Genomic DNA, 19,272 nt, shown 5'->3' with positions numbered 1-19,272 from the left:
CCCTCAAACGCTCCCAACACCGCAACTGGCCGCAACCAGAACCGGCGACAGTCACCATCACCCAGCCAGGAGCAACCTAAAGTCACCGGCATTGGCCCTAGGCGTGGTGGTCGAACTCGCCGGATTTGGCGGCCTGGAGGAAGGCGGCGAAGTGGGTGGGGGTGGTGGGGATGGTGAGGTGGCCCTGGTCGGACTCGCGGAGTTCGACCAGGCCGTCGGCGGTGCGGATCTCCATGCACTCGTTGGAAGCCCCGCTGTAGCTGGACTTCTGCCAGTTGGTGTCGGTCATCTGGGGTCCCGTTGGTTGTTCGGCGCAGGAAGTCGGGTTGGCCGACTTCCTGCGCTGTGGTGTGTCTAGGCGTGGTGGTCGAACTCGCCGGTCTTGGCGGCTTGGAGGAAGGCGGCGAAGTGGGCGGGGGCGGTAGGGATGATGAGGTGGCCCTCGTCCGACTCGCGGAGTTCGACCAGCCCGTCGACCGTTCGGACTTCGACGCACTCATTGCTTGAGGCGCTGAAGCTGGATTTTTGCCATGTCGACTCAGGCATACGTTTGTTCCAGTTCCTTCTTGATGGATCGGATGAAGCTTCGAGACCCATCTTCGGGGAGAGCCGTGGAGGCCAGGCGGGCGAAGATCGCCCGGTACCGGGCAAGGTCCGCAGGAGAGTCGAAGAACAGGGCTCCTTGGGAGACGTCCAGCTGAATGGTGTCGAGCTCGGGGACCGACCCTTCTGCGAATGTGAGGTTCTCACCGGCCCCGGGAAAGGTGTCGACTGCGAAGGGAACTACGCGAACGGAGATACCGGGCTGCTGGGAGTCTTCGAGCAGAGCGTCAAGCTGGTCCACGAGCACCTTCGGCCCGCCGAACTGCATCCGCAGTGCAGCCTCGTGGATGAACGCTCGGAACGGTGCCCGGCCGGATCGGATGACCTGCTGCCTCTGGACGCGGAACGCTGTTCGGATGTCGACATCCTTGCGAGGCAGTGGTGGATAGATTCGCTTGAACACAGCGGAGGCGTAGGTGGCGGTCTGGAGTAGCCCCGGGATGTAGGTGGTCGTGCACATGGAGAGCTTCTCGGCGTACCCCTCGATCTCGGCTACCTCAAGGAAGTCCGACGTGAGGACTTCGCCGTACTCCTCCCACCAGCCCTTTCCCCTCTCCGCGATTATGGCGGCGAGCGCATCGATCAAGGGCCGGTTTGCGCAGTTACATGCGGCGGCGATGGTGTGAAGACGTTCGACGCTGATGCCGATCCGGCCTGACTCCATCTGCGTCACTTGGGCGGGGCTCATGCCGACGACGCGGCCGAGTTGTGAGCCGCCAAACCCAGCTTGCTCGCGCATTCTCCGCAGCTCGGTTCCGAGTCGGCGTTGACGCAGCGTTGGGTTCGAGCGTGGCGGCATGGCTTCCTTCCTGGCGTGCAGTGTGGCCAAGTCTGCCGCGCTCGTCGAGCGCTGGTCCACCGGTTACCACCATAGGGGGAACTTCCCGAGAGCGTAGAAATTTGGATACTCATCTGCGCTATGTTCGGTGTCGTGGCGATCCGACGGATCGTCAATAAAGCCCTCTTGATGGGCTTTCGGCGGCATGCCCGCCGGTTCTTCCCTCACCATCACGCCTCGGGAGAACTCCCATGCGTCACCTCAACACGCCCTCGCTCGCCATCGCCCGCCAGTCCCTCCGGGACGCGATGGGTCGTTGCGGGTACTCGCCCTCGGCCACTGCGGACGCCGAACTCGCGCTCGTCGAAATGCTCGTGAACGCCTGGCGGCACGGCGGCACCCCCGCGCCGCTCGTCCTCATCCTCGCTGTCGGCCCCACCCTCCGGGTGTCCGTCAGCGACGAGAGCCCGGACCTCCCCAAGAAGCAGGAGCCGGCGCCCCTCGCCCAGTCCGGCCGGGGCCTCCAACTCATCGAAGGACTCACCCACCGCTGGGGCGTGGACCCCCAGGAACGCGGCAAAATGGTGTGGTTCGAGCTGGACGCCGCCTGATGTCCTTCCCCCTCCCGCGCCGTTGCCCCATGCTGCCGACCGACCCCCGGATCCGGCACTACACCGACGACCACATCCACACGCTCCTCGCCGAAGTCCAGGAGCGTGGCCGGAGGTTCGGCCTGATCTGGCCCTCGGCCACCACCGACAAGACCATCGACGGCCGCATCCTCGTCCGCTTCAACGCCGCCCCCGCCTCCACTCTCCTCAACCTCCTCTCCCTCCTCCTCGCCGCCGAACGAGGCGACGACTCGTGCGTTTCCTGATCGCCACCGCCTTCGCCGTCCTCCTCGCCCTGGCGATCGCCACCGTCGTCCTGGGCGTCATCACCGCCCTCCGCGCGACCCCGCCCGACGAGGACACCTAACCCCCAGCCCCCAGCCCCCACCCCCAGCCCCCGCCGCCCAGCCGTCGGGGGCTGAGGGACGATTGGGCACGTGGCACAGCGGAGATACGAGTACGCCCCGGCAGGCACCCTGCCCGGGCTGTTGCAGCGCGGCCGGGGCCTGGGCGCGCAGATGGCGGCGGAGGACCCGGCGGCAGCCGCCGGCCTGGTCTACGGGTGCATCCGCTGGGACTGGCGCTGGGACCGGCAGGTGGACGACCGGCACCTCTACCTGGCGCGGCTCGTCCGGGACCTGGAACTGCCGGTCGGACCGATCGTCGAACTGCTGACCGGGGACGAGGACACCTGCCTGCGGGCCACCGGAGTCCTGGAGCTGCTGGCGCTCGGCGGCTCCGCCGAGGCCCGGGACGCACTCCGTACCCACGTCCGCGAGGGCGAGCACCGGGTGGCCGTCCTGGAGTCGGTGGCCGTGGTCTGGCCGCCCCAGTGGTGGGAGGACCTGGCGGCCGGGCAGGACGTCCGTGACGGGCAGGACGTACGCCACCGGCGTGGCCCCCGCGGCTCGATCGACCCCGTCTCCGAGCGGGACAGTGCGAGCCCGCGTGCCTTGCTGCCGGAGCACGGCGGCGAGAGTGATCCCGGCCTGCCCATGGCGACGGGCGAGCTGGAGCGGCAGTGGGCGGCCCAGGAGTGGTGCGGCCCGATGCACACCGCCCGGGGCCTGGCCCGGTTCGGCCCCGACGCCTCCGGGGCCGCGTCGCTGCTGCGCCGCTTCTGGCTGTGGACGCCGCACTCCTCCGAGCGCCCCGCCTACCTGGAGGCACTGGCCGCCGTCGCCCCCGCCGGGCTGGCCGAGGTGTACACCGAGTGCCTCTGGGACTGCGAGGCCGACGCCCGCCTCCTGGCCGTCGCGCACGCCCCCGACCGCCCCCACGTCCGGGAACGCCTCGCCCACCTGCGGGACGACCCGATGGAGGTACCGGAGGTCCGCGAGGCCGCCGGGGCGCGACTCGCCGGGCTGAGCTCGGGAGGCTCCGAGCCGGAGGGAGCCGCCTCCGAAGGGGAGCTAGAGTAGACGCGTGAACGTGTGAGTGATGGTCCGGACCCCACGAGGTGGTCCGGGCCACATCCGTTTCCAGGCACCTTCCGTGACCTGCGCGTACCTGCGCGTTCGCCGGCCCACCAGACCCGCACTCGCCTCCGGAGGCCCCGCCTTGAGCGATCAGCCGTTCGCGCATCTGCACGTCCACACCGAGTACTCGATGCTGGACGGTGCCGCCCGGCTGAAGCAGATGTTCAAGGAGGTCGAGCGGCTGGGCCAGACCCACGTCGCGATGACCGACCACGGGAACATGTACGGCGCCGCCGAGTTCCACAAGCAGGCGACCGCCGCCGGGATCACCCCGGTGATCGGCATCGAGGCGTACGTCGCGCCGGAGTCCCGCTCCAACACCAAGCGCATCCTGTGGGGCCAGCCGCACCAGAAGCGGGACGACGTCTCCGCCTCCGGCGCCTACACCCACAAGACCATCTGGGCCCGTAACAAGGAGGGCCTGCACAACCTCTTCAAGCTGACCTCGCGCTCCTACGCCGAGGGCTGGCTGGTGAAGTGGCCCCGGATGGACAAGGAGCTGATCTCCGACCTGTCCGGCGGCCTGATGGCCACCACCGGCTGCCCGTCCGGCGAGGTGCAGACCCGGCTGCGCCTGGGCCAGTTCGACGAGGCGGTGAAGTCGGCCGCCGACTACCAGGACATCTTCGGCAAGGAGAACTACTTCCTGGAGCTGATGGACCACGGCCTCGACATCGAGAAGCGGGTCCGCGACGGGCTGCTGGAGATCAGCAAGAAGCTGAACATCCCCCCGGTCGTCACCAACGACTCGCACTACACCACCGAGGCCGACGCCGGGGCGCACGACCTGCTGCTCTGCGTGCAGACCGGCAAGAACCTCTCCGACCCGGACCGCTTCCGCTTCGACGGCACCGGCTACTACATCAAGTCGGCCGCCGAGATGTACGCCCTGGACTCCTCGGACGCCTGGCAGGAGGGCTGCCGCAACAGCCAGCTCCTCGTCGCCTCCCGGGTCGACACCGAGGGCATGTTCAAGTTCCGCAACCTCATGCCGCGCTTCCCGATCCCGGAGGGCTTCGAGTCCGAGGCGGACTTCTTCAAGTCCCAGGTGTGGAAGGGCATGGACTGGCGCTTCCCGGGCGGGTACGACGAGGAGCACAAGAAGCTCGCCGAGTACGAGATGGACACCATCATCCAGATGGGGTTCCCGGCGTACTTCCTCGTGGTCGCCGACTTCATCATGTGGGCCAAGGAGCAGGGCATCGCGGTGGGCCCCGGCCGTGGTTCGGCGGCCGGCTCGCTGGTCGCGTACGCGATGGGCATCACCGACCTCGACCCCATCCCGCACGGCCTGATCTTCGAGCGCTTCCTCAACCCCGAGCGCATCTCCATGCCCGATGTCGACATCGACTTCGACGAGCGCCGGCGCGGTGACGTGATCCGGTACGTGACCGAGAAGTGGGGATCCGACAAGGTCGCCATGATCGTCACGTACGGCACCATCAAGGCGAAGGCCGCCATCAAGGACTCCTCGCGCGTCCTCGGTTACCCGTACGCGATGGGCGACCGGATCACCAAGGCGATGCCGCCGGACGTGATGGGCAAGGGCATCCCGCTGTCCGGCATCACGGACAGCAGCCACCCGCGCTACAGCGAGGCCGGCGAGATCCGGGGGCTGTACGAGACCGACCCGGACGTGAAGAAGGTCATCGACACCGCGCGCGGCATCGAGGGCCTGATCCGCCAGCCCGGCGTGCACGCGGCCGGCGTCATCATGTCCGCCGAGCCGCTGACCGACCACATCCCGGTCTGGACCCGGCACACCGACGGCGTCACCATCACGCAGTTCGACTACCCCACCTGCGAGGGCCTCGGCCTTCTCAAGATGGACTTCCTCGGCCTGCGCAACCTGACGATCATGGACGACGCCGTCAAGGCGATCGAGAAGAACAAGGGCATCAAGATCAACCTGCTTGATCTGCCCCTGGACGACAAGCCGACCTACGAACTGCTGGCGCGCGGCGACACGCTCGGCGTCTTCCAGCTCGACGGCGGCCCCATGCGCTCGCTGCTGCGGCTGATGAAGCCCGACAACTTCGAAGACATCTCCGCCGTCCTCGCGCTGTACCGACCGGGCCCGATGGGCGTCAACTCGCACACCAACTACGCGCTGCGCAAGAACGGCCAGCAGGAGATCACCCCGATCCACCCGGAGCTGGAGAAGCCCCTGGAGGAGATCCTCAAGCCGACGTACGGCCTGATCGTCTACCAGGAGCAGGTGCAGAAGGCCGCCCAGATCCTCGCCGGCTACTCGCTCGGCCAGGCCGACCTGCTGCGCCGGGCCATGGGCAAGAAGAAGAAGGAGATCCTGGAGGCCGAGTTCGTGCCCTTCCAGAAGGGCTGCCGGGACCACGGCTACTCGGACGCGGCGATCCAGGCGGTGTGGGACGTCCTGGTCCCCTTCTCCGGCTACGCGTTCAACAAGGCGCACACCGCCGGGTACGGGCTGGTCTCGTACTGGACGGCCTACCTCAAGGCGAACTACCCGGCCGAGTACATGTCCGGCCTGCTGACGTCCGTCAAGGACGACAAGGACAAGTCGGCGATCTACCTCAACGAGTGCCGCAAGATGGGCATCCAGGTGCTGCCGCCGGACGTCAACGAGTCGGACTCGGACTTCACCCCGCACGGTGACACGCTCGTCCGGTTCGGCCTCACCGCGATCCGCAACGTCGGCGGCCCCGTCGTCGACTCGATGATCCGCACCCGCAAGTCGAAGGGGAAGTTCAGCTCCTTCCCGGACTTCCTCGACAAGGTGGAGTCGGTGGTCTGCAACAAGCGGACCGTCGAATCGCTGATCAAGGCGGGCTCCTTCGACTCGCTCGGGCACACCCGCAAGGGCCTCAGCGCGCAGTTCGAGCCGATGATCGACAACGTCGTCGGGGTCAAGCGCAAGGAGGCCGAGGGCCAGTTCGACCTGTTCGGCGGGGACGCCGTCTCCGACGAGCCCAGCTTCGGCCTCGACGTCGTCTTCTCCGAGGAGGAGTGGGAGAAGTCCTTCCTGCTCACCCAGGAGCGCGAGATGCTCGGCCTGTACGTCTCCTCGCACCCGCTGCACGGCATCGAGCACGTGCTCGCCGACAAGGCGGACTGCGCGGTGGCCGACCTCGCCGAACGGCCCGACGGCACCATCGTCACCATCGGCGGCATCATCTCGGGCCTCCAGCGCAAGATGACCAAGCAGGGCAACGCCTGGGCGATCGCGACCGTCGAGGACCTCGCGGGCTCGATCGACTGCATGTTCTTCCCCGCCAGCTACCAGCTGGTCTCGGCCCAACTCGTCGAGGACGCCGTGGTGTTCGTGCGCGGCAAGCTGGACAAGCGGGAGGACGTGCCGCGACTGATGGGGATGGAGCTGTCCGTCCCGGACCTGTCGAACGCGCACGCCGAGGCGCCGATCGTCATCAACATCCCGAGCGTGAAGATCACCCCGCCGCTGATCGCCCGGCTCGGCGAGGTGCTGGGCAGCCACCGGGGCACTACGGAGGTCCGGGTGCGGCTGGAGGGCCGGAACAAGACGACCGTGCTGCGGCTGGACCGGCACCGGGTGAAGTCGGACCCGGCGCTGTTCGGGGACCTCAAGCAGCTGCTCGGGCCGAGCTGCCTGGCGGGCTGAGCCGGTGACCGATCCCCCGGGGGTGCGCCCCCGGGGGATCAGCCGTGCCCGCCCAGGCCCGGGGGGACGGCCGTGTGCAGGGCGGAGACGAAGGCCGAGATGGCCGGGTGCGAGCCGGCGCCCGCGCGGAAGGCGGCCCGGGTGCGGCGGTACATCGGCAGCCGGGTGAGGACCACGCCGGGCGGGGGCTGCGCGGCGCCCAGCTGCGGGACCAGGGCCACGCCCTGGCCGGCCGCCACCAGGGCCAGGACGGTCGCGAAGTCGTCGATCTGGTGCCGGATCCGGGGCGCGAACCCGGCGGACTCGCAGGCCCGGACGGCCATGCTGTGGCAGAGCGTGCCCGGCGGGGCCATGATCCACGGCGCGCCGCGCTGCTCGGCGACGGTGCCCGGGGCGCGGGCCGCCAGGTACATCGGCTCGGTGAACACCGGACGGGTCACCGCCAGGCCCGGCTCCGGATCGGCCGGGACCAGGTCGTACTCGTGGACCAGGGCGACGTCCAGCTCGCCCGCGCGCAGCGCCGCCGCGACGCCCGCCGGATCCACCTCGGTCACCATCGGCTCCAGGCCCGGATGCCAGGCGGCCAGCTCGCCCAGCACCGCCGGGATGATCGCGCGGGCCGCCGACGGATAGGTGCCGATCCGCAGGGGGCCGGCCAAGCCCCGCCGGGCATGGGCGAGTTCGGCGCCCGCCTGCTCCAGCAGGGCGAGCACCGCCTCGGCGTGCCGGACGAGGTTGCGCCCGGCCGGAGTGAGCGCGACCCGCCGCCCGGTGCGCTCCAGCAGCGGGACGCCCGCCTCCTTCTCCAGGACGGACAGCTGCTGGGACACCGCCGAAGGGCTGAAGGAGAGCGCCTCGGCGACGGCGGCGATGGTGCCGAGGTGGGCGAGTTCGCGCAGCAGGCGCAGGCGTCGGACGTCGAGCATCGGCTCAGCTTACGAGAAGCATCACGAATGTGAACTGGACCTGGGCGATCGGCGGGCCGCAGGATCGTGGCCATGGAACTCACCGGCATCCACGTCCCCCTGATCACGCCCTTCGCCGCGGACGGCACGGTCGCGCTGGACGCCCTCGCCGTGCTCGCCGCCGAACTGCTGGAGGCCGGCGCGGCCGGGCTGGTCGCCCTCGGGACCACCGGCGAGCCCGCCGCGCTGAGCGAGGACGAGCGCTGGGCCGTGGTCGAGACCGCCGCGGCCGCCTGCGCCGCCCGCGGGGCCCTCCTGACCGTCGGCGCGCACGGCGGCGACACCCGCTCCACCGCCGAGTCGCTGGCCGCGCTCGGCAAGCGGGTGCCGCAGGCCGCGGCCGCGCTGGTCACCGTCCCGGCGTTCCTGCGGCCGGGAGAGGCCGGGACGGTCGCGCACTTCCGGGCGCTCGCCGGGAGCAGCCCGCTGCCGCTGGTCGTCTACCACATCCCGTACCGCACCGGGCAGCAGCTGTCCGCCGCCGCGCTGCTCGAACTCGCCGCGCTGGACGGCGTGGCGGGCGTCAAGTACGCGACCGGGGGAGTGGACCAGACGGCGGTGGAACTGCTCGCCGCTGCCCCCGCCGACTTCGCGGTGCTGACCGGGGAGGACGCCTTCCTGTCGCCGTTGCTGGCGCTCGGCGCGGCCGGCGGCATCCTCGCCTCCGCCCATCTGGCCACCGCCCGGTTCGTCGAGCTGACGCGGGCCTGGCAGGCCGGGGACGCCGCCCGGGCCCGGGCGCTCGGGCACCGGCTCACCGGGCTGGCGCTGGCCGCCTTCGCCGCGCCGAACCCGACGGTGATCAAGGGCGTGCTGCACGCCCAGGGCCGGATCCCCACCCCGGACGTCCGGCTGCCGCTGCTGCCGGCCGGGGAGGCGGAGGTCGAGGCGGCGCTGAAGCTGGTGAGTGGTCTGGACCACTAGCCCTCTCTCATAGCGTGGAACACCAGGCCGCCGCACCCGCGTGACAAGGCATGATGGGCAGAGTGCGGCTGTAGACAGCACCATCCAGAGGAGTAGTCGGAATGAAGATCGGCATTGTCGGGGCCACCGGCCAGGTCGGCGGAGTGGTCCGCGAGATCCTGGCGGAGCGCGCTGGTCGTGAAGGCGGACTGGGCCCGGTCGAGCAGCTGCGGCTGTTCGCCTCGGCCCGCTCGGCCGGACGCACCCTGCCGTGGCAGGGCACCGAGGTCACCGTCGAGGACGCGGCCACGGCCGACTACACGGGCCTGGACATCGTGATCTTCTCGGCCGGCGGCTCCACCTCCAAGGCCCTCGCCCCCAAGGCCGCCGCGGCCGGCGCCGTCGTCATCGACAACTCCTCCGCCTGGCGCCGCGACCCCGACGTCCCGCTGGTCGTCTCCGAGGTCAACCCCGGCGCCATCGCCGACCGGCCCAAGGGCATCATCGCCAACCCGAACTGCACCACCATGGCCGCCATGCCCGTGCTGCGCCCGCTGCACGAGGAGGCCGGCCTCGCCGCGCTCGTCGTCTCCACCTACCAGGCCGTCTCCGGCAGCGGCGTGGCCGGCGTGGCCGAACTCCAGGACCAGGCCGCCAAGGTCGTCGACGGCGCCGCCGCGCTCGCCCACGACGGCTCCGCCGTCGAGTTCCCCGAGCCCAAGGTCTACCAGCGCCCGATCGCCTTCAACGTGGTGCCGCTGGCCGGCTCCATCGTCGAGGACGGCTCCAACGAGACCGACGAGGAGCAGAAGCTCCGCCACGAGAGCCGCAAGATCCTCGGCATCCCGGACCTCAAGGTCGCCGGCACCTGCGTGCGCGTCCCGGTCTTCTCCGGCCACTCGCTCCAGATCAACGCCCGCTTCGAGCGCCCGATCAGCCCCGAGCGCGCCGCCGAACTGCTCGCCGCCGCCCCCGGCGTCGAGCTGTCCGACATCCCCACCCCGCTCCAGGCCGCCGGCCGGGACCCGAGCTACGTCGGCCGCATCCGGGCCGACGAGACCGTCGAGCACGGCCTGTCGCTGTTCGTGTCCAACGACAACCTGCGCAAGGGCGCCGCGCTCAACGCCGTCCAGCTGGCCGAGCTGGTCGCCGCCGAGCTCAAGGGCTGACACCCGGCCCCGCCGGGCCGCGGGCGCTCGCACCCCGCGGCGAGCGCCCGCTCGCACCCCCCGGCGTGACCAAGGGCGGGCCCCGTCGTTGAACGGGGCCCGCCTTTGCGTTCCGTTGGGCTTGCCGTTGCGGTACCGCGACATCCGTCGAGGTTCGGCGCGCGAACCAGGGGGAAAAGGTGACCCAACGATCGGGCGGCCACGGGGGCCCCTCACCCCACCACGCCCGGACGACGGGCGGATCCGCGCCCACCCGGCCCGACCCCCACACGAGGGCGAGTGGAAAGAGGTGCGCGATGGACCGCTGTGTCGTCCTGGTGGATGCCGGATACCTGCTGGGCGCCGCCGCCAGCCTGCTCGCCGGTGACCCGTCCCGTTCCAGAGTCACCGTCGACCACACCGCGCTGATCACCGCGCTGCGCGAACGCGCCGAGGCCGAGACCGGACTGCCGCTGCTGCGCATCTACTGGTTCGACGCCGCCCCCGACCGGCGCCCGATGCCCGAACACCGCCGGCTGCGCGTCCTGCCCCGCGTCACCGTGCGGCTCGGCGCCCTCACCCGCGCCGAAGGGCGCTGGGTGCAGAAGGGCGTCGACGCCGCCATGCACGCCGAACTCTCCGAACTCGCCCGCAACCGGGCCTGCGCCGACGTCGTCCTGATCACCGGCGACGGCGACCTGCTGCCCGGCATGATGACCGCCAAGGAACACGGCGTGGCCGTCCACCTGTGGGCGCTCCAGGCCGCCGACGGCGACTTCAACCAGTCCGAGGACCTGGTCGGCGAGGCCGACGAGCGAAGAGTGCTCGACCGCGAGTGGATCGAGGGCTCCTTCAGTCTCCGGGAGAACGCCAGCGTCTTCCCCGCGCCCGGCGCCCGCCAGGAGATCGCCAAGATCCTCGCCGCCCCGCCCGTCGGCCCGCCCGTGGTGGCACCCGCCGCGGCGCCGGTCGTGGCGCCCCCGGTCGTCCAGCCGGCCGCCGTGCCCGCTGCCGCCGTGCCCGCTGCCGTCGGGGCCTCCGCCGTCGGGGCCGTCCCGGGCGCCGTCCCGGGCGCCGTACCAGGGGCGGTTCCAGGGGCGGTTCCAGCGGCGGGGCGGCCCCAGTCGGCCGCCGCGCTCAAGGTCGTCCCCACCCCCAAGGACCTCGCCGGGCGCACCCCCGCCGTCGCCTCGGCCGTCAACGGGCACGGCGGCACCGGACTCGCGAACGGCCACGGCGGCACCGGGCTCGTCAACGGGCACGGCGCCAACGGACAGGGCGCCAACGGGCTCCTGAACGGGCAGGCGAACGGGCACGGCACCAACGGACAGGCCGTCGGCTCGACGGGCGCCGCCGGACAGGCCGGCCCCGTCCTGCGCTGGTCCTCCGACCGCGGCTGGGTCGACCGCCCCGCCCCCGAACCCGCCGTCACCGCCGGCGACAGCCTCCCCACCCTCGCCCACCTCACCACCGCCGAACAGCGCTGGGCCGACCGCGAGGAGGACATCACCTCCATCGGCGGCGACGCCCACGAAGTCGGCCAGGTCTTCGCCCGCCGCTGGAGCGAACGGTTGGGCGACGTCGAACGGCTCACCGTGCTCTGGCCCGACTACCCCCGCATCCCGCACCGGGTCGACGGCGAACTCCTCCGCTACGCCGCCCGCTTCGGACTGCTCGCGCACAAGGACGACCAGATCGACGAACACGACCGCTACGCCATCCGGGCCGGATTCTGGAAGGAACTGGCGGTGCGGGTGCCCGGCGGATCGATGGTGGTCGTGGACGACTGACGGGCGCACGGCCCGGGTTGGACCCGGCGGGACCCGCCGGGCCGCGCGCCGGTTTTCGGTGATCAGGCCCCCTTGTCCGGTTCGCCCGTGCGAACGCGTAAAGTCTTCGGTCGTGAACGAGTCGGCAGGGCGAGCACCCCAGAACACCCCGCCGTGCGTCGCCGTGCGCGACCTCGTGAGGACCTATCGCACCGGGCGCGGAGCCGGCGCCACCGAGATCCGGGCCAACGACGGAATCAGCCTCACCGTCCGCCAGGGCGAGATCTTCGGACTGCTCGGACCCAACGGGGCCGGCAAGTCCACCCTCGTCCGCCAGCTCACCGGCCTGCTGCGGCCGGACTCCGGATCCGTCGAACTCCTCGGCCACGACATCGTCCGCCACCCCGAACGGGCCGCCCGGCTGCTCGGCTACCTCGGCCAGGAATCCAGCGCCCTCGACGAGCTGACCGTCGCGCTCGCCGCCGAGACCACCGGACGGCTGCGCGGCCTCACCCGGGCCCAGGCCCGCGCCGAAAGCGCCGACGTCCTCACCGAACTCGGGCTCGAACCCCTCGCCCAGAGGCCGCTCGCCAAGCTCTCCGGCGGTCAGCGCCGGCTCGCCTGCGTCGCTGCGGCCCTCGTCGGGGAACGGCCGCTGCTCGTCCTCGACGAACCCACCACCGGCATGGACCCCGTCGCCCGGCGGGCCGTCTGGACCGCCGTCGACCGGCGCCGCACCGAACGCGGCGCCACCGTCCTGCTGGTCACCCACAACGTCATCGAGGCCGAGACCGTGCTCGACCGGGTCGCCGTCATCGACGACGGGCAGGTCATCGCCTGCGACACCCCCGGCGGACTCAAGGCCCTCGTCGACGGCGACGTCCGGCTCGACCTGGTCTGGCGGGACGAGGCGCCGCTCGCCGTCCCCGCCGTCGCCGAACTCGCCGAACGGGCCGAACGCACCGGCCGCCGCTGGACCGTCCGCACCACCCCCGAACAGGCCCGCGAACTGGTCGCCGCCGTCACCACCGGCCCGGCCTTCGCCGCCCTCGACGACTTCACCCTCGCCACCCCGAGCCTTGAGGACGCCTACCTCAAGCTCGGGGGCCGCCACGGAGGACTGGCCAAGTGACGCTGCTCTCGGTGCCGCCGCAGGCCACCGCCCCCGCGACCGGCGGCACCCCCGCCCCGCTCGCCCCCGCGGCCCGGCTGCTGCCCGCCCTCGCCGCCGTCTACCGGGCCCAGCTCGCCCGGGCCCGGGTGGCGCGGATCCCGCTGCTGTTCGTCGCCACCTTCCAGTCCGTCGGCATCCTCGTGATGATGCGGGGCGTGGTGGACGCCGGGCAGACCTCGGCCGCGCGGTCCGTGGTCGCCGGGTCCAGCGTGCTGGTGGTGGCGTTCGTCGCCCTCAACCTGCTCGCCCAGTACTTCGGGAAGCTGCGGGCCACCGGCGGACTCGACCACTACGCGACGCTGCCCGTACCCGCCGCCTCCGTGGTGCTCGGCGCGGCCGGCGCCTACGCCTCGTTCACGCTGCCCGGGACGGTCCTCACCGCGGCCTTCGGCGCCGTGATGTTCGGGCTGCCGCTCGGGCAGCTGTGGGTGCTGCTGGCCGTCGTCCCGCTCGCCGGAGCCGCCCTGTCCGGGCTCGGGGCCGCCTGCGGGCTGCTCGCGCCCCGCCAGGAGATCGCCACCATGCTCGGGCAGCTCGGCATGTCGGCGGCCCTGCTGCTCGGCGTGCTGCCCGTCGACCACCTCCCGCAGCCCGTCCTGTGGCTGCGCGACCTGCTGCCCTCCACGTACGGCGTCGAGGCCTTCGCCCGGACCTTCGAACCCGACCCGGACTGGGCGCTGATCGCGGGCGACCTCGCCGTCTGCGCGGGCGTCGGCGTGGTGTCGCTGGCGATCGCCACCTGGGCCTACCGGCGGGCCGTCTCCCGGTAGGGGGTGTCCCGGCGTGTCCCGGGGGCCGGCTCCGGGAGGTGCGGGGCTCGGACTCCGCGCGGTGCGGGGGCCGGCTCCGCGAGGTGCGGGGTTCAGGTTCCGCCAGGTACGGGCGACGGCTCGTCCCGGCCGCGATCGTGAAACGATGGGGTCCGTGACCGTACCGAACACGCCTCCGGACCCCACCCGCGCCGCCGCGGACGCGGTGCCGGACATCACCCCCGATCCGTACGCGCCGCCGCCCGCCCCCGACGCCGGGACCCCGCCGCCGGACGGCCTCGCGGTCGCGCAGTCGCCGGGCCCCACGCTCAAGGAGCGGCTGCTGCCCGAGCTGCGGCTCGGCGCGGGCACGGTACTGGCCTGCATCGTGGTCGGACTGGTGATGGCGGGGCTGTGGGTCTGGCTCGCGCCCAAGGTGCCGCTGGTCGTCGACGGCGACCGCATCCTCTACGCCGACCCCGAGGGCGAACAGCGGGCGGGGGCCGACGCGGTCTTCGCCCTGATCGCGCTCGGCGCCGGCCTCCTGACCGCGCTCGGGGCCTTCCTGGCCACCCGGCAGCGCGGCGGCGGCATCGCGGTCGCGCTCGGACTGGTGGTCGGCGGACTGCTCGGCTCGGTCGGCGCCTGGCGGCTCGGGCGGTGGCTCGGCCCCAGCAACGACCTGATCGCCGAAGCCCGGCGGGTCGGCAACGGCGGGCACTTCGACGCGAGCATCGACCTCGGCGCGCTGGGGGCGCTGCTGGTGTGGCCGATGGCGGCGATGGTGGTGCTGCTGGCGCTGTCGGCGGCGTTCGGCAAGCGCGAGGAGGACCCGCCGCCGTACTGGGCCGGGCCGTACGGGGTGGCCGCGCCGCAGGCCCCTGCGGACGGCGCGGCGCGGCCGCAGGACGCCGTGCGGGCGGACGACGGTGCTCGGCCGGACGGCGCTGCGCGGCCGAACGACGGTGCTCGGCCGGAGGACGCCGCGCGGCCGGGGGAGCGCGGGCAGGGCTGACCGCGTGGGCCCGGGCCCATCTGCGGGTGGGCCCGTCGGCCGGGGTCAGCGGGGGGGCAGCGGGGGTCAGCCGGGGTCAGCCGGGGTCAGCGGGCGATCGGTGCGGTGCGGGCACCGGTCAGGGTGACCAGGTCGGCCGGGGCGAGTTCGACCTCCAGGCCGCGGCGCCCGCCGGAGACGTAGACGGTGGGGTGGGTGAGCGCGCTGGCGTCGACCACGGTCCGCAGCGGGCGGCGCTGGCCGAGCGGGGAGATGCCGCCGAGGACGTAGCCGCTGCTGCGCTCGGCGGCGGCCGGGTCGGCCATGGCGGCGCGCTTGCCGCCGACGGCGGCGGCGAGGGCCTTGAGGTCGAGCTGCCCGGCGACCGGGACCACGCCGACGGTGAGCACGCCGTCCACGTCGGCGACCAGGGTCTTGAAGACCCGCTCGGCGGCGACGCCCAGGACCTCGGCGGCCTCGCCGCCGTAGGAGGCGGCGGCCGGGTCGTGCTCGTAGGCGTGCACGGTGAACGGGACGGCGGCGGTCTCCAGGGCGACGGTGGCGGGGGTGCCCTGCCCGCCCTTCTTCGGCTTCTTCGCCATGTGGGGCTCCTTCTTCGCCGTGCGGGTTCCCCCGGACTTACGTGCGGGTGTCCCGGATTACGTGCGGGTTTTCCGGATCAGTTGGGGCTGAACGACTGGCGGGTGAGGTCGACGGCGGGCAGCGACGGCAGCCAGCTGAGCACGGAGCTCTCGCGGCGCAGCAGGTCGAGTTCGGTGCGCAGCCGCTGGGCGGTGTCGGGGCAGGCCAGCAGCTGCTGCTTGACCGGGGTCTCGAACACCGAGGCGGCGGCGACCAGGTAGGAGAGCACCTGCGGGTCGTCCGGGAGCTCCTGGCGCCCGACGGTGCTGGCCTCGCGGGCCCCGGCGAGGCGCTTCTGGTAGACCCGGAAGGCCCGCTCGACCTCGGCGGCGAGGGCGCCGGAGCCTTCGCCGGGCTGTTCCTCGACGAGTTCGGCCTCGCCGGTCAGGTACGGGCCGGAGACGTCCGCCGAGCGGAGCCGGAACCGGGTGGTGCCGGTGACCAGCAGCTCGTAGCGGCCGTCCGGCTGCTCCTGGACGGAGGCGACGTCGGCGACGCAGCCGATGTGGAACATCGCCTCCAGCGGGTCCCCGGTGGCGGTGCCGAGGCCGTCGAGCGGCCCGGCCGGGCCCTCATCGGGGCGGACCGGGGCGACCTCGCGGCCGTCCTTGATGGCGAGCACGCCGAAGCGGCGCGGCGTGTCGGCCGGTAGTTGGAGCAGGTCGGCGACGAGACGGCGGTAGCGCTCCTCGAAGACGTTCAGGGGCAGCACGAGGCCCGGGTAGAGCACGTTGTTCAGCGGGAAGAGCGGCAGCCGTTCTGTCACGGCGGACAGCGTAGTTCCCCGCGCGGTCGCGGCGCGTCGGGGTTGTGCCCGCGGGCGGGCCCGCCGGGTCGGTCAGCCCCGTTGCAGCATGCGGGTGGCGCCGGCCACGACGGTGGTGGCGAGCAGCCAGCCGACGATCACCAGCCCGGCGGAGACGTACTGGCTGAGGCCCCCGGGGTTCCAGCCCTGCTGGCCGAGTTCGACGACCGGGACCAGCTGGCTGAGCGTGTACAGCACCGGGTTCCAGTGCGGGTGCTCGTCGGCCTTCAGCGGCTCCAGCGGGTGGGTGGCGAACCACACGCTGCCCAGTGCCCAGGCGAGCAGCAGCCACAGGCCGGCCCGGCCGGGGCGGTAGCCGTAGCCGACGGTGGCGTCCTGGACCCGGCCCCAGATCCGGGCGGGCAGCGGGAGGGTCCGGTGGCGGCGGCGCTGCTTGGCGTACAGCACCTCGCGGGCGTCGTCGTCGGCGCCGTCGCGGCGCAGGGCGGCGGCGAGCTGCTCGTAGGACTCGGGCTGGAAGTCCACCGAGGAGCCCTCCAGCCAGGCGATCCGCTGCTGGACGCTGAAGGGGCCGACCGGGCGCAGCACCTCGTAGACGAAGCCGGTCAGGCCCAGGTGGCGCCCGCGCGGCCAGGCGTCCGGGGTGTCGACGAGGTTGCCGACCCGGGCGCGGGAGAGCGAGACGGTGCCGGTGGGGCGGATCCGGCAGGTGAACCGCAGCTCGGGGGTGTGGATGCGGCGCAGCGAGAGCTCGTCGTCACCCTCCAGGTGGAACTCGCCGGAGATCAGGCAGGCGCTCTCGAAGCGGGCGTCGGAGAGCCGGACCCGGCCGTAGGCGCGGAACGGGGTGCTGGGGGCGCCGGGCGGCGGGTTCTGGCCGTAGCCGGAGCCGTAGTAGCTGCGGGAGCCGAACCAGCCGCCGTCGGCGGAGCTGGTCAGGTAGAGGGTGTGGCCGACGGTGAGCCGGACGGCGTTGAGGCAGGTGCGGTTCTGCGGGACGGCGTGCAGCTGGGCGCCGCGCAGCGACAGCCGCCCGCCTATCCGCGCCGTGCGCAGGCTCAACTCGCCCTCCACGTCCACGCGTTCGGCCTCGAAGTCCTGGTGGACGGCCAGGCCGTCGGCGGACAGCGCGCGGCCGTAGCGGTCGCCGCCCAGGACGGTCTGGTTGAGCAGCAGGTCGGTGCCGACCTTGGCGTCGGTGAGCCGTACGCCCTCGGGTATCCGGCAGCGGGCCAGGTGGAGGTCGCCGGTGGTGGTGAGCCGGGAGGCCTCCAGGCGGGGGATCAGGCAGGTGACGAAGCGCAGCGTCGAGGCCGAGGCCTCCGAGATGAGGATCTTGCGCTCGAAACGGCACTCGCGGAGTTCGACGTAGTGGCCGATGGCGCCGCCGGCCAGGTTGAGCGCGCCGGTGACCAGCACGCCGTTGAGCCGCAGCGAGGCGACCCGCCCGGTGGCGGCGGCCGGGCCGGCCAGCAGCAGATGGGCGAGCACCCTGGCCCGGACGGTGCGCCCGGGGCCCCAGGCGGCGTCCCCGAAGGGGTCGTCGGTGGCGGCGTCGCCACTCCGCCGGTCGAAGACGTTGCCGCGACGGAAGGCCTCCCAGAGCTCACGCTCCGTGTCGGTCCAGCCCTCCGGGGCGTGCTCCAGCATGGTTTTCCCCGTCCCCCCGGTCGTCTCGCCTTTCGTATCACGGACTGAAATGCGGGGCCAGGGGTTCCGGCCACTCCTTACACTGGGTGGCGTGATCTCTCGAATCGACCTCCGCGGCTCGCTGGACGACCCGCGTGACCTGCTGCCCCGTGCCGAGTTCGACGTGGCGGCCGCCCTGGAGAAGGTGCGGCCGATCGCCGAGGACGTACGCCATCGCGGGGTCGCGGCCGTGATCGAGATCACCGAGCGCTTCGACGGCGTCCGGCTGGAGTCGACCCGCGTCCCGGCCGAGCAGCTGACCGAGGCCCTGGAGACGCTGGACCCGAAGGTGCGGGCCGCGCTGGAGGAGTCGATCCGCCGGGCCCGCGCCGTGCACGCCGACCAGCGCCGCACCGAGCACACCACCCGGGTGGTGCCGGGCGGCACCGTCACCCAGCGCTGGGTGCCCGTGGAGCGCGTCGGCCTCTACGTGCCGGGCGGGCTGGCGGTCTACCCGTCCTCCGTGGTGATGAACGTGGTGCCGGCCCAGGAGGCGGGCGTCCAGGGCATCGCGGTGACGTCCCCGCCGCAGAAGGAGTTCGACGGCCGCGTCCACCCGACCATCCTGGCGGCCTGCGCGCTGCTCGGCGTGGACGAGGTGTACTCCGTCGGCGGCGCCCAGGCCGTGGCGATGTTCGCGCTGGGCACCGAGGAGTGCGCGCCGGTCAACATGGTCACCGGCCCCGGCAACATCTACGTGGCCGCCGCCAAGCGCCTGTTCGCCGGCCGGATCGGCATCGACTCGGAGGCCGGCCCGACCGAGATCGCCGTCCTCGCCGACGACAGCGCGCTGCCGTCCGACGTGGCCGCCGACCTGATCAGCCAGGCCGAGCACGGACCGACCTCCGGCTCGGTGCTCGTCACCGACTCGCCGGCGCTGGCCGAAGCGGTCGAGGCGGAACTCGCCGTCCAGGTCGCCAGGACCAAGCACAGCGAGCGGGTCGCCGAGGCACTGGGCGGCCGGCAGTCCGGGATCATCCTGGTCGACGACCTGGAGCAGGGCCTCGCCGTGGTCAACGCCTACGCGGCCGAGCACCTGGAGATCCAGACCCGGGACCCGCACGCGGCGGCCGCCAAGGTCGTCAACGCGGGCGCCGTCTTCATCGGCCGCTGGACGCCGGTCTCGCTGGGCGACTACGCGGCCGGCTCCAACCACGTGCTGCCCACCGGCGGCTGCGCCTGCCACTCCTCCGGCCTGTCCGTGCAGACCTTCCTGCGCGGCGTCCAGGTCGTCGAGTACGACCGGGACGCGCTCGCGGACGTCGCCGCGCACGTGGTCAACCTCGCCAACGCGGAGGACCTGCCCGGGCACGGCGACGCGATCAAGGCGCGCTTCGACTGGACGGTGCCGGGATCGTGACTCCTGTGACTCCTGTTACTTCTGAGG

General features: G+C 72.5%; 18 protein-coding genes. 11 read left to right on the top strand and 7 right to left on the bottom strand.

Annotated elements, in window-relative coordinates; genetic code table 11:
- Nucleotides 1-97: 97 nt before the first annotated feature.
- The 3 genes from ACIP37_RS21905 to ACIP37_RS21895 form a co-directional block, all read right to left on the bottom strand.
- On the bottom strand, nt 98-289 hold the full coding sequence (locus tag ACIP37_RS21905; protein WP_400811960.1) for a DUF397 domain-containing protein: 192 nt from the start codon (nt 287-289) through the stop codon (nt 98-100).
- A 65-nt stretch (nt 290-354) separates the two neighbouring features.
- Entirely contained in the window at nt 355-546 is a 192-nt protein-coding gene (locus tag ACIP37_RS21900; RefSeq protein ID WP_363628750.1) for a DUF397 domain-containing protein, read from the bottom strand.
- A complete protein-coding gene (locus ACIP37_RS21895) occupies nt 539-1,462 on the bottom strand; it encodes a helix-turn-helix transcriptional regulator (protein WP_350885772.1) in 924 nt (307 codons plus the stop codon). Before ACIP37_RS21895 ends, ACIP37_RS21900 begins: the two co-directional genes overlap by 8 nt.
- 170 nt (nt 1,463-1,632) lie before the next feature.
- Between ACIP37_RS21895 and ACIP37_RS21890 the strand changes: the two genes are divergently transcribed.
- From ACIP37_RS21890 to dnaE, 4 genes are all read left to right on the top strand, one after another.
- Nucleotides 1,633-1,992 carry an ATP-binding protein gene (locus ACIP37_RS21890; protein ID WP_363582853.1) on the top strand — a complete coding sequence of 120 codons (360 nt, stop codon included), beginning with the start codon at nt 1,633-1,635 and terminating at the stop codon, nt 1,990-1,992.
- Nucleotides 1,992-2,258, top strand: a complete 267-nt coding sequence (locus ACIP37_RS21885; RefSeq protein WP_400811962.1) for a hypothetical protein — start codon at nt 1,992-1,994, stop codon at nt 2,256-2,258. The genes ACIP37_RS21890 and ACIP37_RS21885 overlap by 1 nt, the downstream gene beginning before the upstream one ends.
- Before the next feature lie 171 nt (nt 2,259-2,429).
- On the top strand, nt 2,430-3,413 hold the full coding sequence (locus ACIP37_RS21880) for a hypothetical protein (protein WP_363628748.1): 984 nt from the start codon (nt 2,430-2,432) through the stop codon (nt 3,411-3,413).
- 139 nt (nt 3,414-3,552) lie between these two features.
- Nucleotides 3,553-7,086: a DNA polymerase III subunit alpha gene (gene dnaE, locus ACIP37_RS21875; RefSeq protein ID WP_363582849.1), complete on the top strand. Its 3,534-nt coding sequence runs from the start codon at nt 3,553-3,555 to the stop codon at nt 7,084-7,086.
- A gap of 38 nt (nt 7,087-7,124) precedes the next feature.
- Here the strand turns inward: dnaE and ACIP37_RS21870 are convergent, their stop codons facing one another.
- Entirely contained in the window at nt 7,125-8,012 is an 888-nt protein-coding gene (locus tag ACIP37_RS21870; RefSeq protein ID WP_350885762.1) for a LysR family transcriptional regulator, read from the bottom strand.
- Between the two features lie 72 nt (nt 8,013-8,084).
- Here ACIP37_RS21870 and ACIP37_RS21865 point away from each other — a divergent pair, with 72 nt between their 5' ends.
- The 6 genes from ACIP37_RS21865 (at nt 8,085) to ACIP37_RS21840 (ending at nt 14,809) form a co-directional block, all read left to right on the top strand.
- A complete protein-coding gene (locus tag ACIP37_RS21865) occupies nt 8,085-8,975 on the top strand; it encodes a dihydrodipicolinate synthase family protein (protein WP_363582847.1) in 891 nt (296 codons plus the stop codon).
- A 101-nt stretch (nt 8,976-9,076) separates the two neighbouring features.
- Nucleotides 9,077-10,123, top strand: a complete 1,047-nt coding sequence (locus tag ACIP37_RS21860; RefSeq protein WP_363582845.1) for an aspartate-semialdehyde dehydrogenase — start codon at nt 9,077-9,079, stop codon at nt 10,121-10,123.
- Nucleotides 10,124-10,419: 296 nt separating this feature from the next.
- On the top strand, nt 10,420-11,892 hold the full coding sequence (locus tag ACIP37_RS21855) for an NYN domain-containing protein (RefSeq protein WP_400811965.1): 1,473 nt from the start codon (nt 10,420-10,422) through the stop codon (nt 11,890-11,892).
- Between the two features lie 112 nt (nt 11,893-12,004).
- The gene (locus tag ACIP37_RS21850; protein WP_400811967.1) at nt 12,005-13,003 is read left to right on the top strand and encodes an ABC transporter ATP-binding protein; all 999 of its coding nucleotides are present in this window, start codon (nt 12,005-12,007) and stop codon (nt 13,001-13,003) included.
- Nucleotides 13,000-13,815 carry an ABC transporter permease gene (locus ACIP37_RS21845; RefSeq protein WP_400811969.1) on the top strand — a complete coding sequence of 272 codons (816 nt, stop codon included), beginning with the start codon at nt 13,000-13,002 and terminating at the stop codon, nt 13,813-13,815. Before ACIP37_RS21850 ends, ACIP37_RS21845 begins: the two co-directional genes overlap by 4 nt.
- Nucleotides 13,816-13,969: 154 nt before the next feature.
- The gene (locus tag ACIP37_RS21840; protein WP_400811970.1) at nt 13,970-14,809 is read left to right on the top strand and encodes a hypothetical protein; all 840 of its coding nucleotides are present in this window, start codon (nt 13,970-13,972) and stop codon (nt 14,807-14,809) included.
- Between the two features lie 86 nt (nt 14,810-14,895).
- Here ACIP37_RS21840 and ybaK read toward each other — a convergent pair whose 3' ends face one another.
- The 3 genes from ybaK to ACIP37_RS21825 form a co-directional block, all read right to left on the bottom strand.
- Nucleotides 14,896-15,390 carry a Cys-tRNA(Pro) deacylase gene (gene ybaK / locus ACIP37_RS21835; protein WP_063347187.1) on the bottom strand — a complete coding sequence of 165 codons (495 nt, stop codon included), beginning with the start codon at nt 15,388-15,390 and terminating at the stop codon, nt 14,896-14,898.
- Nucleotides 15,391-15,467: 77 nt separating this feature from the next.
- Nucleotides 15,468-16,196, bottom strand: coding sequence for an LON peptidase substrate-binding domain-containing protein (locus tag ACIP37_RS21830; protein WP_363582835.1), 729 nt, complete (start codon nt 16,194-16,196; stop codon nt 15,468-15,470).
- 72 nt (nt 16,197-16,268) lie between these two features.
- On the bottom strand, nt 16,269-17,846 hold the full coding sequence (locus ACIP37_RS21825; protein WP_400811971.1) for an oxidoreductase: 1,578 nt from the start codon (nt 17,844-17,846) through the stop codon (nt 16,269-16,271).
- 91 nt (nt 17,847-17,937) lie between these two features.
- Here ACIP37_RS21825 and hisD point away from each other — a divergent pair, with 91 nt between their 5' ends.
- Complete coding sequence (hisD, locus tag ACIP37_RS21820; protein ID WP_400811973.1) at nt 17,938-19,245, top strand: histidinol dehydrogenase; 1,308 nt, start codon at nt 17,938-17,940, stop codon at nt 19,243-19,245.
- The last annotated feature ends 27 nt before the right edge of the window (nt 19,246-19,272 follow it).

It is taken from the genome of Kitasatospora sp. NPDC088861, assembly GCF_044750105.1.
Lineage (GTDB): Bacteria > Actinomycetota > Actinomycetes > Streptomycetales > Streptomycetaceae > Kitasatospora.
Note: the sequence above shows the minus strand (reverse complement) of the source record. Positions and strands in the feature narration are given on the sequence as shown.